The 17,643-nt window shown below is 54.6% G+C and carries 16 protein-coding genes; all 16 read left to right on the top strand.

Annotated elements, in window-relative coordinates; translation table 11 throughout:
• The first annotated feature begins 9 nt into the window (after positions 1 to 9).
• A complete protein-coding gene (locus FTE24_RS12890; protein ID WP_150229901.1) occupies positions 10 to 1,242 on the top strand; it encodes a response regulator in 1,233 nt (410 codons plus the stop codon).
• Between the two features lie 20 nt (positions 1,243 to 1,262).
• Positions 1,263 to 1,490 carry a hypothetical protein gene (locus tag FTE24_RS12885; protein WP_141446060.1) on the top strand — a complete coding sequence of 76 codons (228 nt, stop codon included), beginning with the start codon at positions 1,263 to 1,265 and terminating at the stop codon, positions 1,488 to 1,490.
• A 187-nt stretch (positions 1,491 to 1,677) separates the two neighbouring features.
• Positions 1,678 to 1,881, top strand: coding sequence for a helix-turn-helix transcriptional regulator (locus FTE24_RS12880; RefSeq protein ID WP_141446059.1), 204 nt, complete (start codon positions 1,678 to 1,680; stop codon positions 1,879 to 1,881).
• Positions 1,882 to 1,884: 3 nt separating this feature from the next.
• Positions 1,885 to 2,325: a hypothetical protein gene (locus FTE24_RS12875; protein WP_150229899.1), complete on the top strand. Its 441-nt coding sequence runs from the start codon at positions 1,885 to 1,887 to the stop codon at positions 2,323 to 2,325.
• 164 nt (positions 2,326 to 2,489) lie between these two features.
• On the top strand, positions 2,490 to 3,821 hold the full coding sequence (locus FTE24_RS12870) for an S-layer homology domain-containing protein (RefSeq protein ID WP_237401751.1): 1,332 nt from the start codon (positions 2,490 to 2,492) through the stop codon (positions 3,819 to 3,821).
• An 830-nt stretch (positions 3,822 to 4,651) separates the two neighbouring features.
• Positions 4,652 to 7,297 carry a DUF5704 domain-containing protein gene (locus FTE24_RS12865; protein ID WP_237401750.1) on the top strand — a complete coding sequence of 882 codons (2,646 nt, stop codon included), beginning with the start codon at positions 4,652 to 4,654 and terminating at the stop codon, positions 7,295 to 7,297.
• Entirely contained in the window at positions 7,275 to 7,889 is a 615-nt protein-coding gene (locus FTE24_RS12860; RefSeq protein WP_160441753.1) for an AAA domain-containing protein, read from the top strand. Before FTE24_RS12865 ends, FTE24_RS12860 begins: the two co-directional genes overlap by 23 nt.
• A 40-nt stretch (positions 7,890 to 7,929) precedes the next feature.
• Positions 7,930 to 8,220 carry a hypothetical protein gene (locus FTE24_RS12855; RefSeq protein WP_150229894.1) on the top strand — a complete coding sequence of 97 codons (291 nt, stop codon included), beginning with the start codon at positions 7,930 to 7,932 and terminating at the stop codon, positions 8,218 to 8,220.
• Positions 8,221 to 8,633: 413 nt separating this feature from the next.
• Entirely contained in the window at positions 8,634 to 8,804 is a 171-nt protein-coding gene (locus FTE24_RS23050; RefSeq protein WP_202111868.1) for a hypothetical protein, read from the top strand.
• Between the two features lie 424 nt (positions 8,805 to 9,228).
• Entirely contained in the window at positions 9,229 to 10,581 is a 1,353-nt protein-coding gene (locus FTE24_RS12850; protein ID WP_150229892.1) for a DNA-binding protein, read from the top strand.
• 5 nt (positions 10,582 to 10,586) lie between these two features.
• Entirely contained in the window at positions 10,587 to 10,760 is a 174-nt protein-coding gene (locus FTE24_RS12845) for a hypothetical protein (RefSeq protein ID WP_160441752.1), read from the top strand.
• A 173-nt stretch (positions 10,761 to 10,933) separates the two neighbouring features.
• The gene (locus tag FTE24_RS12840) at positions 10,934 to 12,139 is read left to right on the top strand and encodes a hypothetical protein (RefSeq protein WP_150229890.1); all 1,206 of its coding nucleotides are present in this window, start codon (positions 10,934 to 10,936) and stop codon (positions 12,137 to 12,139) included.
• A gap of 219 nt (positions 12,140 to 12,358) precedes the next feature.
• Entirely contained in the window at positions 12,359 to 13,414 is a 1,056-nt protein-coding gene (locus FTE24_RS12835; RefSeq protein ID WP_150229889.1) for an ABC transporter substrate-binding protein, read from the top strand.
• 42 nt (positions 13,415 to 13,456) lie between these two features.
• Positions 13,457 to 15,136, top strand: coding sequence for an ABC transporter permease (locus tag FTE24_RS12830; RefSeq protein WP_150229886.1), 1,680 nt, complete (start codon positions 13,457 to 13,459; stop codon positions 15,134 to 15,136).
• Complete coding sequence (locus FTE24_RS12825; protein WP_150229884.1) at positions 15,133 to 16,245, top strand: ABC transporter ATP-binding protein; 1,113 nt, start codon at positions 15,133 to 15,135, stop codon at positions 16,243 to 16,245. The genes FTE24_RS12830 and FTE24_RS12825 overlap by 4 nt, the downstream gene beginning before the upstream one ends.
• A 182-nt stretch (positions 16,246 to 16,427) precedes the next feature.
• The gene (locus tag FTE24_RS12820; protein ID WP_150229882.1) at positions 16,428 to 17,537 is read left to right on the top strand and encodes a hypothetical protein; all 1,110 of its coding nucleotides are present in this window, start codon (positions 16,428 to 16,430) and stop codon (positions 17,535 to 17,537) included.
• The last annotated feature ends 106 nt before the right edge of the window (positions 17,538 to 17,643 follow it).

The following is a 17,643-nucleotide window of genomic DNA, read 5'->3' as shown; positions in this document are numbered from 1 at the left end:
AGGGGCGGCATGTACAACGTCATCATTGCGGAAGACAGCAAGCCCATTTTGCGCCATATCGGAATGCTGATCGAATCATCCGGCCTGCCGGTGCGGGTGACCGCGACCGCGTCGAACGGACTCGAAGCGCTGGAGCGGCTTCAAGACGGGCAGGCCGACATTTTGCTGACGGATATCCGCATGCCCAAGCTGGACGGACTGGGGCTAATCGAGCAGGCCAAAGCGCTGAATCCGCGGCTGCAGGCCGTTCTTATTACGGGTTACAGCGATTTCGACTATGCGCGGCGCGCGCTGAATCTTCATGCGTTCGATTATCTGCTCAAGCCGGTGGACCAGGCGCAGCTGAGCGACGTGCTGGAGCGGCTGATCACACAGTTGACGGAGCAGCGGCAGAGCGATCGCAAGCTGCTGGAAAGCGTGGTCGAACCGGCGTTTCTGGCGGACATGCCGCTGGATGCCGGACTGCTGGCGGGCCGGTATCGCATGGCGCTGCTGCGGCGCAAGCCTTTTGCGGCGCAGGCGGAGCGGGCGTGGACGGCCGGGCAGATCGAAGCGGCGCTCTCCGCGCTGCCGGGCGGCGAATGCCGATACGTATGGCCCGCGCCGCAGCAGGGCCGGTTCGTGGTGCTGCTTGCGGAGCAAGAGCGTGCAGCAGACGGCGCAGCTGCTGCACGCCAGCTGACGCAGGCGCTGGAAGCGTCACTGGCCGCGGCCGGACTGTCCGCGGTTGCCTTGGCCGCGCCGGAACCGGCCGGTCTGCGCGCGCTTGCGGCCGTGCATGCGGCGCTTGAGCGGGAGCTGCGCGAGCACTTGACCGTCGGCGGGGATCTGGCGCCGCCGATCTACGGCGAAGGCGATTACCCGGCGGCGCCGCAGGCAGGCGAAGCGTCCAAGCTTGCGCTGCGGGAACCCCTCAAGCGCGGCGGCGAAGAGTTGTTCGAACGACTGGACCGTTATTTGCGGCAAAACCTGTACGCGCAGCTGTCCATAACGGAAGCGGCGCAGCAGTTTCACGTCAGCCCTTCGTACGTAAGCCGCCTGGTAAAACGTTATACCGGCAGCACGTTCGTGCATCATTACATGGCGCTCAAAATTGCGGAAGCCCGACGCCTGCTATCTTCGGGGCCCGAAGTCAAAGTCAAACATGTCGCCGAAGCGCTCGGCTTCGGCGATCCGCACTATTTTTCCAACGTGTTCAAAGAGTATGTCGGCTGCCGCCCAAGCGAATTCAAAGACAAATGAACAAGAAGGAGTGAGCGGATATGGAACAATCGCCGCGCGACCAAGCCGTCCGTCAGGGCGCCGAAGCTTTGGCCGGAACGCTGCACTTTTTTAGCCTTGGGATGGGAGTCGTGCTGATTGCGTTTGGTCTGTACGTGATTTGGCCGAAAAAATACGATCGAAAACGCAGCGGAACCAAAACGTTCGGCGGGGTGCTGTGCGCGGGCTTCGGCTTGGTGCTGCTCGTGAACGGGCTGCTTCAGCTGTAGGGCGGACTTTGGCGATCGCATCTGGGCAAAAACGCAAAAAAGAGCGTTCGGGATAAATCCCGAACGCTCTTTTTTTGTTGAATTTGCAAAGCACGCTAGACATTTTATGCAAAGTAAACTATGCTTAAAGTGCAAAGTATGCATTGCATCTATTGCATCTACTGTATACAGGCGAGGAGGCGTTCCGTTGAAAACCAAAATCCCGGAACTGCGCAAGCAGCGCAAGCTGTCGCAGGAGGAGCTTGGGATGGCCGTCGGCGTGACCCGGCAGACCATCACCTCGCTCGAAGTGGGCAAATACACCGCGTCGCTGGTGCTGGCCTACAAAATCGCCCGTTATTTCGGGCTGACGATCGAAGAAGTATTTGATTTTAGCGAAGTGGAGGAATAACTTATGGAATCATTCAAACGAAAATTGCGTATTCGGATTCGCGTGCTGACGCTGCTGGCTGTCGTCGTCGCCCTGATCTATGCCGGCTTTATGATGTATCGCTCGGAACTGCCTGTTTTGAACAGCTTTATCAAAGGATTCCATCACGGCATTTTCTTCGGCCTGGAACTGATCATCCTCGGCTTTTTAGTCCAATACGTCAAAGCTTCCAAAAGCGAAGAAGCGATCCGGAAGCTGCAGATCAACGAAAACGACGAACGGACAGGCCTGATTCTTCAAAAGGCGGCTTCGCTCGGCACTTCCGTCGCGTTTTTCGGCATCGGGATCGCCACGATCGTGGCCGGATTTTTGAACACCGTCGCGTTTGTGACGCTGCTGGGCACGCTGCTGTTCGTCCTGATCGTCTTCTTCTCGATGTGGGGGTATTTCGCGAAGCGGATCTGATCGCCGGGCGGCAAGGTTGAGCAGAAGGCTGCGCAAATAAGCTTGCTTTTTCGCTCGAAATCCTTTAGATTTGAACTCAACAGAATTCTGCCTTTCGCGAAGCACGCGGACGGACTTTCCTCGGGGAAAGTTTCGTCCGCTTTTTTGCGTGGTTTTTAGCATTTTTGGAAGCAAGCACACTTCCCGAGTGCAAGCAAGCCGGCGACAATGGGAAGACGGAATGCTGCCGGAGGAGCAATGTTGTCGGAGGAGATCGAGGCAGCGCCACTATACAGAAGGAGCGTGAAGAGATGAACAAGTATGGAATGAGATGGGCCGGATTGGTTTTGGCGGGGGTATGGGCGGCAGGCAGCCTGTGGAGCGCAGCTCCGGCCGCAAACGCCGCGGCGGTCAGTTTTTTGGACGTCAAATCCGGGCACTGGGCGTATGCTGCCGTAAACGGGGCGGTGCGGGAAGGGTACGTCGACGGTTATGACGACGCCACGTTCAAGCCGGACGCAAGCGTCACGCGCGCGGAATTCGTCAAAATGGCCGTTTCGGCGCTGAAGCTCGACGCCGCTCCGACAGGCGGCCGCTGGTATGCGCCGTACGTCGAGGCGGCCGTCCGGGCCGGCTTGTACGAAGCGAACGATTTTCCCGACAGCGAAGCCGGATGGGCCGCCGCGATGACGCGCGAGGAAATGGCGAGAGTCGCCGCCCGCGCGATCGGGGAGGAGACCCGCGAGAACGACAAATGGATGTATCTCGCCACGAAGACCGGACTGATTCAGGGCGTCAGCAAAGGGCAGATCGCGCCTCAAGGCCTGACTACGCGCGCGCAGTCCGTCGTGATCATCGAGCGTATCCGTTCCGTCAAAAGCGGCGCCAAACTCGAGATCGACCGCTACGCCGCCGGCTCGGCCGAAATCGCCTGGCACGGCACGAATATCTTCTCGATCATGCCCGAGATGTTCGTCACCCCGGAATCCGATTGGAAAAGCAAAGGCAAACCCTCGATCGAAGACATGTGGAACGAAAAAAACATGACGATCACGTCCAAAGACGGCCTGTACCAAGGCAAACTGGACGCGCTGATCGCGATCGACATGGCCGATGCGAGCGATCCGAATCGAGGGTTGTTGGGGGATGTGGGAAGTTTGAAGTGGCACAACGGAACGACACAGAATCCGATTAAGGATTTGAAAGATACTTATGTGCTGTATTTTAAAGGTAAAGAAGTGTTTAACAAAGAAAGTTCAAAATATGTGAGTCGTCCGTTTGTGCAGTTCGAAGTTAAAGGGTTTAATAATACGGATGTAAAAGCTTTCTTCGCAGGAAAGTTGAATCAAACTGCTTCAGTATACCGAGAACAATGGTTAGATACACCTGCTCTTATAATACCGAAACGTGTCACTTCGAAAGGTCAGGAAGGTATCAAAATCGTTTTGCAAACTCCGACAGGATCAAATTTTCGCTTTATAGAAATTGATCTGCTTCGTTTGCAAGGAATTCAGTAATGAAGAAAAACCAGCTACGAATAAGAGGACTTATATTTGTAGGGCTCGGGATACTGCTTCTGGCAAGTAGCATGCTGGGTGTTTTTTTTCCATCGCAAGGTAAGGTATATGCAGCGCCGATAAAAAAACAGATCGTTTATGTAGGCTTAAATTCACCACGTCCTCATCCCAACCGCACGGCTTTAACATTTGGTAAAGATCCGACAGCTAAAACAACGGTAATTCGAGAAGATGCAGGAAAAGGAAAGCGAATTAAAAAAATCGTATTCTACACGGGAAACGAAGCTGTCAAGACGATCGAAGTTGACGCTCAAACCTACACCGGAGCTGAAACCTTCAAAGGTGATGAGATCGAGGTCAATTCCGCAGATAACGGATCAGCAGGTTCTTGGTTTGCTTGGAGTCGCGGCATTACAAACGGTTGGACGGCTGGAGGTCAAGGTGAAAGTTGGGAAGCTTATGACAACATACTTGGTACCACTGAAGATATTATTACTCGTAACAGTGGTCGAGCTTTCCGTGACAATTACCTACGAGCGCCTGGAAAAAAAGTTAAGATGATCGTCAAATATCCAATTAGCAATACTTTTAAGGCCACTATTGGTAGTGATACATTAGTTTTTCCTTTGAATTTTATTGATAACCGGACTAGTATAGTACAAATGAAAAATCCGCAGTTACCTTCGAGTGAAGCGAAAGTACAAGTGAATTATCAAAAAGAAGTTTCGATCGATGGTTTAAAAATTACAGGCAAGTCCCACCCTTCAACCCAAATCGAATCCATTCTAGTCGGCTTGGACCCCGACCAGACGCCCGGAGCTACCCGGGACTTGACGTTCGCCACTATTACGTTCAAACAAAACCACGACAACTCATTCGACAACACGCGCTACTACACGCAAAAAGGCCCGAATAACCGCATGGTGCCTTATCATGAAGACCCAAAAAACGCCCAAATCATGGCCTTCTACTTTGCCGCCTATAATTTCACCGCCACCTCAGTCACCTACCAATACCCCGATCACTACTGGGTCTACACCGACAAAGATCCCGGCGAAGAGCCGAAACCTCCAACCGAAGTTTCGCCCGGATTCGCGGGCTGCACGATTCGCGACGGGCGTATCGTCGAAGGCGAGCGGATGACGCCGGAAGCGTCGGCCATGATCCGTGCCGATCAGAGAGACCGGGAAATCTTTGACGTGCTGCAGGGCATCCCGACATCCGAGAGCTTGTACGGCAGCGTCAGCGCAAACGGTTATTTGCACCAGTACAAGTTCAAAGAACAGTTGGGCAGCTGTGTGTACGACCTGACCGTCTCCAAGACGTACACGCTCAAATGGCAGGAATCGAACGCGACCTCGCTTCCGGACGGCAAGCCCGGACCTCCCGCGGTCCGAAGCAGGTCGGACACCGAGACGGTCCGGTATCCGGTACATATCGAACGTTATTTCTCTTATTGGGTCGTCGAGAAAATCGGGATTTATGCAATCGAACAGGCCGAACTGAGAAACTATGCGTTTCAGGGCGAATCGATCGAGATCCGGCCTGCCGGCTATGTGCCGCCCGCGCTGTCCGTCACCGCGACCGGCACATACGTCTCGGACCCCGGACCCGGCAACTGGACGGCATCCGGACAGACCGTTGCCGGCGGCTTCGCCAAGCCTTCCGTACCGAATGACTTGAATCTGGTCGCCGGGGAGACCGAGCGCAAGATCAAGCCGGTTCGAGTGCGCAACGATACGGTCGTTTTTAACAGTCAACCGCTCATGAACGGCAGCCTCGCCGAACGCAAAACCGAAGATCCGCACAAAGTGCCCGAACCGACCCGGATCGCCCGGGATGTGCTGTATAAGCCGAACCAGAGTATCCCGAGTCGCAAAATCAATCGTCGGGCCGCGCCGTCGAGCGGAACGATCACGTACATGCCGCTTGACGCCAACGTCAATGCCGCGCCCGGCGATACTTATCCTATCGGGGACATCAACCCGGTCACCGTGCATACGCCGGTCGTCAATTTTTCTGGCGCTTCCGATGACGCGGCACATAACCAGAAGACGACTCCGAATCCGGCCCGGCAGGCTTTTATTTTGGATCGTCCGTTCACCGTCACGCTGCCCACCTACGGCCCGCATCAGGACTATCCCGGCTACGGCAGCCGCGATTACGCCAAATATTTTCGCAGCAAGGAAGTCCGTTTCCCGTTTGACGTGTATACCGGCGACCGCTCGGTCTTTTATCCGAAAAACACGTGGATCGACATCCCGGTCAGCCGGCTTACGGCCGAGTTTTTCCTGCCGGTCTGGGTCGACGAAGGCGATTATGCGGTGGACTATCGGAACGTCGCCGAAAATGCGCCCGCGTCCGAACCGGCCGAGCCGGGAGCAAACCTGGACCTTGCCCACCATGCCGCTTCCGACAGCGTGAACGTCGAAGTGATCGGGCGGCTGTACGATCTGCACGTCACGGATATCGTCGACTACAACTGGGAGACGGTGTTCCGCCAGCGAGCGGACAGTCCGCTGCCGACCGGCAACACTTACTGGGTCGGCGGGCAGGGGATCGACGGAGCGGCCCGCGGCAATTCCGCGCCGTTTACGCTCCCGATCCTGCCCGGCAGCCATCCGCGGCAGGGCATGAAGAACGTGGCGGTGAAGACCGGCTACGCGTTCAAGTTCGATCTCAAGACCCAAGGCAATATGTTCGGCAAAAAAGACGGCCTCCGCATCACGCCAAGCTTTGCGTTCGTCAGCCGGGACGGCAAGCGGTATACGCCGGTCGATCTGTATTACGGCACCGATCGCGAGCCGTTCGTCAAGGTTGGTTCTCCCGCGGACAAACAAGAGCGGTACGTGATCCTGAACGAGCGGCTGCGCAATGTGCCGGAAGAAGAGCTGGGCGATACGGCCCGCTACGCTTATGGGCACCATTACGGATTCGCGGAGATGCACAACGTCAGTCGGCGGACGTTCGTGACGGATTATATCGAGCGGTTCACGAAAATGAAGACGCCGATCGGAGGGATCTCGCGGCTGCTGCTGCCCGAACAGCTGCGCACGCTGATCGGACCGAAGACCGACTTGCCGGCGGGCGTCGATTGGGAGCGGGCCAACGCAGCCAGGCAGAAATGGTACGGCGAATACAGTTTGCCCGGCGATCCTTATCTCGTCGTCAGAGGAACGGATTTGGCCGAATACGGCCGGACGCACGGCGGGCTGACGCGGCGCGATCCGATCTTTTTACGGGACGGGTACCTGATCGTGAACTTCAACATCGAGAGTATCCGCGACGGCGACGTCGCGCATCCGCATTTGCAGTATATCCATGCTCCGCTGATGAACCAGTGGGCGCTGGAAGGCTACACGCGCAGCAAGCAGGACGCCTGGGGCCACCGGTTCGAACTGCGGGACGGCGATGTCGTATTTTTCAATGCAGACAAGTCGTACAGAGACGATTTTGAAGTGCAGGTTCCCCATTAGAAAAAAGCAAGCGCGCCGCATCGCGGAACGGGTATTCGAGCATTATCGGGACCATGCCGGATTGTCGCTGGGCGTAATCGCGTTCAGCCGGAAGCAGGCCGAGGCGATCGAAGAAGAAGTGCAGGCATTGCGCCGACATCAGCCCGACTTCGACGCGTATTTTCAGGAAGACGTGCATGAAGAGTTTTTCGTGAAAAGTTTGGAAAACGTGCAGGGCGACGAACGGGACGTCATCTTCCTGAGCGTCGGGTACGGACCTGCGGCCGACGGTTCGATTTATTATAACTTCGGCCCGCTGTCCCAGGCCAAAGGCGAACGCAGACTCAACGTAGCCGTCACCTGCGCCAAGTCCCATATGAAGCTGGTCAGCTCCATGCTGCCGGAACATCTGCCGGAAACCAAAGTCGACGGCAATTCGGGCGTCAAACATCTCAAGCGCTATATGCAAAACGTCCTGCAGGGCAGACCTTCCGCGCGGACCGACTGGCAGAATCGCCCCGCTCCCGTGTTCGATTCGCGTGTTCAGGCAAATATTTTCCGCGTGTTGAGCGAGCTTGGCTATATCAAAGGACTCAAAAAGAAGAGATTTTAGTATAATTGAACAAAGGATTTAATAAAGGGAGGCGAGAGACATGGAGTATCGATTTTCAAGTGAAGAATACTTTTTAATCTACATGCCGTCATCTACTCGTGAAGAAGGAGACTTGATCGTCGTAGATATGATGGATCGTCCTTTTGAACACTTTTATGAGTTTGCTTCTCACTGTAGAAATTATGCTTGTCATAGTCAGGACGAATATTTGAACTTTGATCCGAAAAATCATGATAAGGTGGAAAAGTTCAGTTCAGGATTTTCCACGGATAAAGTCGAGTACGATAAGATGTGGGAAGTTTTGAATTCTCCTTTTCCGCGTAGTAAATAAAAACAGCCACTCTCTAATACAATTAGAAAGTGGCTGTTTTTTTAGTAAACGGTAAAAGATAATGTGCAGCGTGGGACTACGAAAGCGGTTATTAAGTGAAAAAAGCGTCTAAAAGCTCAATTAGCTGATTAGACGCTTTTATACCTAGCGTTTACTTGGCTTCCAATAAATCCTTCAAAAATCCAGGCACAGCTCCTCGTTCAGTTCTGTGAGACGCGCACAGAAGATACACGTTTTTCAACGCGATTCGTGCATGATAGTTAAACTGAACCGCTTTTGTATTATCTGAAAAATTTCATTGTCCTTGACTTTTCAGGCCGTTGAATCTGTTTTAAAAAAGGGAAGGCCAATTACTCGTCAAAGGTTTCCCCACCGCCCAAACCGGTTATTTCGACGTATGGGAGGGGATACAGATGTCCAACAACCATGACGGCAAGCATCCTTCGAAGAAAATGTCGGCTCTGGCTTCCAAGGTACTGCACGACAAATCGGCGGAGAAGAAAGCCAAATCGCTGGCCGGATCGGTATTGTCGCAGGCGGAGACCCATTCCGGCGAGTCCGATTCCCTAGAGGAACAAAAATGATTTGAGACCGCATGCATTCGACGGAGCTCAACGTTCCCCGGATGCATGTTTGCGTTCAAGACCGTTTGCTTATCTTTGTCTTCGCCCGGCGGACAGCACACCGAAAGCTTTTCCTCTGTGAGAGCGTTATCCCGAAAACGACTAATGTCTAGCAATAAGCTTCAAACCGTATTATTACTATCATTTTAAAATACCAGAAAACTGCATATTCATGCATGACTGGGCAGTCAGTTCGGAAAACGTATTCCGTTTTTCGAAACACTTGCTGCAAAAGACTTCAAGCATACAATCACTCTATATAATTGGGTAAAAAAAGAAATTGACCAATGTTTATTTATTCTGTATATTGTAAATTAATTGTAAGGGAAACATTAACTGATAAGCTTCATATACAGGATGGGTTTAAGCGAAAGAGGTGCGGAAAATGGAAATGACACTGCGTTCCGAAATTGAAAAAGGGATCGCGGGCATGGGCATGAATTTTTCGGAGTTTGGCGAGTGGTCGGGAATTAACCGGGGGATTTTCAGCGCTATACTGAACAGCAATCCGCCCAAACCGATTTCGCTCAACCAACTGGAAAGAATCGGCCGCGCGCTCGGGCGCGAAGATGGATGGATGTTCGAAGCGTACATCAACGAATGCTTCTACGACGGTCGGCCGAATCGCCGCAGGGTGGAGCCTTTTCTGCTCCGCTGCGCCGCACTCGGGCGAAACGAATGTATCGAAGAAGTGCTGTCCCGGCTGCTCGAAGACCTGCGCCAACTCGATACGATTTTCGATATTGCGGAAGCGTTGTATGCGAGCGGCAGCACTAAGGAATCGGTCGTTTTTTACCGCTGCATCGTGCAGAACGAGAAGTACCACCAGTCGGAGCGTCTGGCAATCAGCCATTACCGGTTGTTCCGTGCCGCTCTCGGCGAAGACAACGAACAGAACCTGCGCGCGGCGATCGAGTTCGAACCGTTCTGCGAAAAGCTGCCGGATCATCACCGGCTGGACGGGCTGATGAAGCTGGTGAACGTGTATTTGTCGATGGACAAAAGAGCAGAAACCAAAAAATACTCGCAAGCGCTGTTCGATTTTTCTCAGGCCATTTATCGCAATGAAGAGCAGCGGACGAAACGGGGGCTGAGCGAAAGCGACCTTTCATGCGAGTATCCTCTGATCGTGTATTACGGCTATGGCTTTTTGGCTATGCAAAACGTAATGCTGCATGAAGAAAATTACGAGCAGGCCAAAGTTTACATAAACGCGTATGCCAATCTGGATTCCTGTATGCAGAAAGACCAAAGTTCGCAAAAGGAGAGCGAAAAGTTCAAATTTTTTGCGAAAATAAATCTGATGCAAGTTCGGTTGCTGGAAGGCGATCCGACGGTTCTTCCGGATTGTGTTCGATTTATCGAAGAGCATCCTTCCGAACTTTGGGTGACCCTGTTGATCATAGTGGAGTCTGCCAACAGGCATCAATACGACATCGACGATATACTCGACAAATTTGCGGAGCCTCTTCATAAATATCCCGAGGACCATGCTGCGTACAGCAAGACGAGCAATTTCAACCGTTATATTCATGTTTGCTATGAGAGCGCGGTTTATCTTTTCAAAAGAAAAAAATACGGAGAATGCTTGACGTATCTATTGCTTGGTTTGGAAATGGCTATTAAAATAAATAATAAAGACATGTTTATGAAATATGTCCCATTGTTTGAAGGGCTTAGAGATATTGCGAGTCATCAAGAAAAGAAAAAGTACGAAAATCTGATGAAAAGAGTGTGATTTAGATGAAAAAACAACTGGCTAAATTTGTTTTGACGGTGGGTGTGCTTACGATTATAACGATTTCCGCCGTTTACCCTGTATCTTCCGCAAAGGGAGTAGGCGAAGAAGCTGCAAAAACTATTGTTCAAGTGCTTTCGGCAGTGCCGGGCGGAGGTTCCGGAAGCGGGGCTTGGTAAGACACTCGATATAAGCGATTTGACCTTTTAAGTTTTATAATCAAAAAGCTGCTTCTTTTCAGTCCTTTTCTGAAAAGAGGGGCTTTTTTTAGGTTCGGGATCTGTTCATTGGTTAAAAAGGAGGTAGCACCACACTACTGTGCAGATGGGTGTACATACATAGGAGGCTTCACATGGACAACAAGAAAACGGGTCAAAGCAAAAAGTGGCCGATTGCCGTCTTGGCAACGGTCGTCGTAGCGGGCAGTGCGTATGCGCTGCCGAAAGTATTTGCTGACGCGCCGTCGGAAACGACGCAGTCGGCGAGCGCTCCGCAAACGGCCGCCAAGCAAACCGCGCCGGCGGCGACCAAGCTGTCTGCTTCGCAAACGTCCGCTTCTTCTGCCGCAGCTTCTGCTCTTACGCCGGTTCCGGTTCGCTCTGCAAGCGGATCGACGGCGCGGAATGCCGAAGTCGTCCTGCCTGTCGTATCGGTCGATCCCAAAAAAGCTTCGGCCGGCGTATCGCGCGTCGCGCTGATCGAACTGCAAATCATGAGCCTGCGCACGGAAAAGCTGCTGGCGCTCGGCTTGTCCGAGAAGCAGTCGGTCAAGCTGATCGAAGCGCGCAATCGGGCCAACGAAGTGTCTTCGGACCTCAACGCACCGGCGGACCGGGTCTTCTCCGCTTCGCGTAAACTGGAAGAAGCGGTCGACCGGTATAACGACGAAGCGATTCGCGGCGCGAATGCCGTGACGAACCTGTTGGCGCAGGCGCGGACCGAGATTTTGGGCGGCCGCAGCGAAAGCGCACTGGACGCTTCCGGACGGCTGGCGCTTCAAGGACTGACGGAAGCACAGAGCCGGTTGAAAGCCGATTCCAGCGAAGCGGGAGCCCTGTCGGCGTACAAGCATTTCCTGCTGCGCTCCGCCGAAGCGAACGATATCCAGTCGTTCGATCCCGCGAGCTACAGCACGGCGTTGACGCAGTACGAAGCGAATATCAAAGCGCGCACCGAAGCGGCCGGCTCGTACGCGAAATCGGCGAGCAAGCTGGACAAAGCATACCGCACGTCGGCGGCTTCGCTCAAAGCGGCGATCGAACGTTCGACAGGCAAAAACGCGTTGGACGCCGCGCAGGCGAGCGTCAAAGTGACGTACGAAGCGCTTAACGAAGGACTGACGCTGGCCCAGGACATTCAGACGGCCGAGCCGCTGCTCGACTCGCCGGCCGGCAAAGAAAAAGGCCAGTACGGCGCTTCCAAGATCGGAACGCTCAAACGCGCGATCGGCAAAGCGGAACGCGCGCTCGAGACGTCCAAAACGACCGAACCGCTCAATCAGGCCCGGAAGGCGCTGGCGGCGGCAGTCACGGAGTTCAAAAACAGCCGCAATTCCTAAAATTCGCGTCATGATTGATAGCGACAGCCTTTCCGCTTTGCAAGCGGGAAGGCTTTTTTGCGTACCCCCGTATCAATTCTCAGCCAGCTTCGGTCGAAGGCAAGGGGGATTTTTTACAATGTCCTTACCTGGGGGTGACGCGTAACGAATAAAGCGATCTTACAATGAGAGGATGATCGGGCACGTATCAAATCAAGAGCAGCAGGGGGAGAAGATCGAATGAAGAAGGTACATAGACAGAAGACAGCTTCGAAAAAGAGAGGGTCCGCGCTGATACTGGCTTCGACGGCAGCCGTACTGTTCAGCGGATGCGGCGGTCCGGCTTCGACGAGCGGGACTGCCGGCGAAGCGTCGGCCGAAAGCGCGTCGATCGCGTTCTATACGTCGCAGCCGGAAGAAGATGCGGCCAAGCTGGTCGCAGCGTTCAACAAAAGCCATCCGGAGATTGAGGTCGAGACTTTCCGCTCCGGTACCGAAGAAGTGGTAGCCAAGATTCAAGCCGAGAAGCAGGGCGGCGAAATTCAGGCCGACGTACTGCTGCTGGCCGATGCCGTAACGTTTGAGACGCTTAAAGAGCAGGATCTGCTGCTGAGCTACAAGTCACCGGAACTGGAGCAGATTCCGGAAGAACTGGCCGACCCGGACGGGACCTACGCCGGCACCAAAGTGATTTCGACCATTCTGGCCGCCAATACGGAACAGGCCGCCGAGCTGCCGACTTCGTGGAAAGTGCTGACCGAAGCGTCGTCCAAAGATTCGGCGATCATGCCGAGCCCGCTTTATTCGGGCGCCGCCGCTTACAACGTGGGCGTGCTCAGCCGGACCGACGGTTTTGGCTGGGATTACATGCAGAACCTCAAAAACAACGGCGTGACGGCGATCAAAGGCAACGGCGCGGTGCTCAAAGCCGTAGCCAGCGGAGAGAAAACGTACGGCATGGTCGTGGATTACATGGTCGCGCGCGAGCAGGCCAAAGGGTCGCCGATCGAGCTTGTCTATCCCGAAGAAGGCGTACCGGTCATTACCGAGCCGATCGGCATTATGGAAAGCGCGAAAAACGCGGAGGGAGCAAAAGCTTTCGTTGATTTCGTCCTGTCCGAAGAAGGCCAGAAGCTCGCGGCAGAGATCGGGTATACGCCGGTTCGCGAAGGAATCGATCCGCCGGAAGGTCTTAAAGGACTGGAAGAAATGAAGCTGATGAGCGCCGATCTCAAGACGCTTACCGCCGAGCGCGAAGCGGACAAGCAGAAATTCACGGAGATATTCGGCAATTAAGCGGCATATGAGGCAAAACACCGTTCGAAAGGAGGCGGCGGGATGAAGGGACGCAAGTTCTGGATGATCTTCGGCACCGCTGCCGTCTTGTTCTTTTTCGTGTTTCCGATCGCGAGACTGATTCTGCTTAGTTTGCAGGAAGAAGGAAGCTGGTCTCTGGGCGTCTACTCGGAGCTGCTGCGGCAGTCGCGCTTTTGGGATGCGCTGCGCAATACCGCCTTGATCGTGCTCGGATCGACGCTGCTGTCGCTGATACTGGGAGTCGCTGCTGCCTGGCTGATGGCCTACACGGATATTCCGGGCAAAAAACCGATGCACCTGCTGATCCTGCTCTGCTTCATCCTGCCTTCGTACGTACTGACGCTGTCCTGGTCTGCGTTTATGGGCAATCAGGGCATGGTATCGCAGCTGTTGAAAATAGTCGGACCGGAGCTCAAGCCGTGGAATGTGTACAGTATGGGCGGCATCATCTTTGTGATGGGGCTGCATCATTTCCCGCTGGTTTACCTGTTCGCCGTCAATGTCCTCAAAAAGATCCCGCGGGATCTGGAGTGGGCGGCCAGCACGGGAGGGGCCGGGCGGCTCAAAGTGCTGCTGCGCATTACGCTGCCCATGGCTCTGCCCGGGATCGCGGCGGGAGCCCTGCTCGTTTTTCTGGCTTCGCTCGACAACTTCGGCATTCCGGCTTTTCTCGGGACGCCGGTCAATATCAGCGTGCTCAGTACGTTGATTTATGAAGAGATTATCGGCTTTGGGCCGTCGGCGTTCGCCCGCGGTGCTTCGATCTCGGCCGTTCTGGGATTGATCGCGATTGCCGGAACCCTGCTGCAGTGGCTGAGCGTCCGCAAAAGCAAACAGGCGGAGACGGGCATGCCGGACGAAGCGCCGCGCTTGTTCCTCGGCCGGCATCGACTGTGGGTAGTGCCGCTCGCTTGGGGCACGCTGCTGTTGATGAGTGTCGTGCCGCTGATTTCCATGATTTCGCTCTCGCTGCGCAAATCCTACGGTGGCGGGCTAACGCGCGACAACCTGACGCTGGACAATTACCGGTATATTTTGCTGGAACATGCCGGTACCTGGCGTTCGATCCAGAACAGCCTGCAGCTGTCGCTGTGGACGCTGTTGATCTGTCTCGTCGCCGGTACGGCGATCGCGTATGTACGGGTACGCCGCCCTTCCAAATGGAACGGACTGGCCGAGCTTTCGATCTCGATTCCCTATACGCTGCCGGGCATCGTGTTCGCGCTGGCGATGATTCTCGCCTGGATGGAACCGATCCCGGGATGGAATCCCGGCATTTACGGCACGACGACGCTGCTGTTGATCGCTTACGTCTGCCGTTTCCTGATTTTACAAATCCGTTCGGGCATCACGGCGTTTTCGCAAATCGAACCGGCGATGGAAGAAGCGGCCCGTGTGTCTGGAGCGCGCGGCATCCGTCGCTGGCGGATGATTCTGCTGCCGCTGCTGCTGCCGGGATTGATCGGGGGCGGGCTGCTCGTCTTTTTGACCGCCCTGACGGAATTGACGGTGTCCGCGCTGCTCTATTCGTCCGGTTCGCAGACGATCGGCGTCGCGATCTTCAGCTTCGAACAGGCGGGTAATACGTTATATTCGACCGCTTTGTCCAGCCTCATCGTGTTCTTGATCTTCGCCGGAGGCGGACTGCTCGGACTGATGCGGATGATGATCCGGCGAAAGGGAGGGAATGATTCGCTTTGAGCATTCAAATCACACAGTTGGAAAAATCGTTCGGATCGTTCCGAGCGCTGCAGTCGATCGACCTGTCGATCGCGAATGGAGAGTTCGTCGCGATTCTCGGTCCTTCGGGCTGCGGCAAAACGACGCTGCTGCGCCTGCTCGCGGGCTTTGAGCGTCCGAGCGGCGGCGAGATCAGGATCGACGAAGTCGTGGTCGCTTCCCCGTCCGCTGCTCTGCCGCCGGAAAAGCGGCATATTGGCATGGTGTTCCAGAATTTTGCGCTCTGGCCGCATATGAACGTGACCGAGCATATCCGATTTCCGATTCGCAGCCACAAAAAGACGCCTCCGGCGATCCGCGCCGCCGAAAGCCGGCGGATCGCGGAAGTGCTGAAGCTGATCGGGCTGGAAAGTCTGGCGGAGCGGATGCCAAGCGAGCTGTCCGGCGGGCAGAAGCAGCGCGTAGCGATTGCCCGAGCGATCGCCGCGCGGCCTTCGCTGCTGCTGATGGATGAACCGCTGAGCAGCCTGGACGCCATGCTGCGCATGGATATGCGTCGCGAGATCCAGTCGGTGCATCGCAGTACCGGAACGTCGATCGTTTACGTGACACACGATCAGGGCGAAGCGCTGGCAATGGCCGACCGGATCGTCGTCATGCGTGAAGGACGGATCGAACAGGTCGGCACGCCGCAGGACATTTACCTGCGTCCGCAGACCGAATTCGTCGCCCGGTTCGTCTCGAAGTCCAATCTGCTTCCCGGAAGCTGGACAGGGGATCTGTTCACGCCGCAGGGGGCGAACTCTTCGGTCCGCTGGCATGGCGGCGAAGTAGCCGATGCTTTCAAGGCGATCGGCTGCTATCCGGTACGGCCCGATCGGCTCCGCCCGGAACCTCCGCAGGTCGGAGGATTGAACGGAAGCATCGTCAACGTGCAGTTCCAAGGGAGGGAATTCCATTACGACGTGCGTACCCCGTCCGGGCAGTGGGAAGCGATTTCCCCGGTTTCTTTCCGGCTGCATGACGAAGTATCGCTGCATCTAACGGAAACGGAAACCGTGCCGGAACGGGGGCCGCTTCCGGTAGTGAGTTCCCGGGCAGCCCCAAATCGTAACCGTTTTCGTCTATAAAAGTCCCCTATGCGAAAATATTTTCGCACGGGGGGCTTTTTATGCTTCTAATGTTTAGTAATCTGTTTATATATGCAATAAGTTCCATTTAATGAAGGCGAGTAAAGGTCTGAACGGGATCACGAAGATCCGGTATAGGCATCAGCTCGCGCACTTCCATTCGATACATAGGAGGCTTTACCTTGAACAACGAAACTGTAAAACGTTCCCCTCTCAAAGTGTTATCCGCAGCCGCTCTCGCATCCGTCATTATCCTCGGCGGCATCGGCACACTTCCGCCTGTCCATGCCGAGGCGCCGGCTCCGCAGGCAGCCGAAGCCGACGCTTTCGCGTACTTGAACGATGCCGGCCGGATGAAGCTGATCAATCTGGAAGCCGAGCAGCTGGTCTCGTCTTGGCCTACCCAAACGACTTCCATCGACCGTGTGGAAGTTTATGAACTGTTGGAGATCCGAAACGAAGCTTACGCGGCGGTCATGGACCCGACTACGTCCCAGGCGCGTCTTCAGGCGATTGCGAGAAAATACGAGCAAAAACTGAAAAATTACCAGGAAATCGTATTGGACGAATTTTGGGTAGACAATTACTTCTATAAATTGAAAATGGCTATTTTACGCGGAGTCAGTTACGAAAATAGTCATCTCTCGCCTCCCGACAAACGTACTATCGAAGCGGTGATGGCGGCGGAAGCGGCTTTGGGAAAAAACAAAACGGACAAAAATTACCGGGACGTTTTCGTTAAGTATTATATTCCGGTACAGGTTAACGAATTCGATCTGCAGACTTCTTACGATAAAACGCGTTATGATTCGCAAATCAGCCGGTATCGGCAATGGGTGCAGGAGGATATCGCGAAAGCGGTCGCCGCAGGCAGCACCGAAGATTATTCGTCGTACACGGCGGAGATCGAGCAGGCGATTTCGAGTTTCGAACAGCTGCTCGCGTCTTCGGCCAATCAGAAAAAGGTCGATTTCAGCCTCGGATACATCAGTTCGAAGTACGACAACCTGCTCGCGGCGCTCGACTCCTATCTCCCGCCGGCTTCGTCGACGAGCGAACGGAATCTGCTGGTCAATCTGATCGCGCGTTCCAAAGAGCTGCTGGCTCTGCCTACGGACAATCAGCCCGGCCAATTTCCAGCTACCGCAGTCAGCAAGTTCCGTCTCGTGCTCAAAGCGGCCGAAAAAGACTTGAGCCAAGCCAAAACGCGTGTCGAATACGGAATTGCCGCTTCCAAGCTTGACCAAGCCCTTATGAAATTTTATGAGACCCACCTTCCGTATGCTCAATAAGGCGCAGGCCTAAAACGCAATATCGGGTCCGGATATTCGTCACGAACCTGACTGTTTCCCAGGCGGAATTGTCAGCTTTGCAGCTAATCGGGTTAACGAGTTGAAA

The organism is Saccharibacillus sp. WB 17, assembly GCF_008634075.2.
Taxonomy (GTDB): Bacteria; Bacillota; Bacilli; order Paenibacillales; family Paenibacillaceae; genus Saccharibacillus; species Saccharibacillus brassicae.
This window is presented reverse-complemented; position numbering and strand designations above follow the sequence as displayed.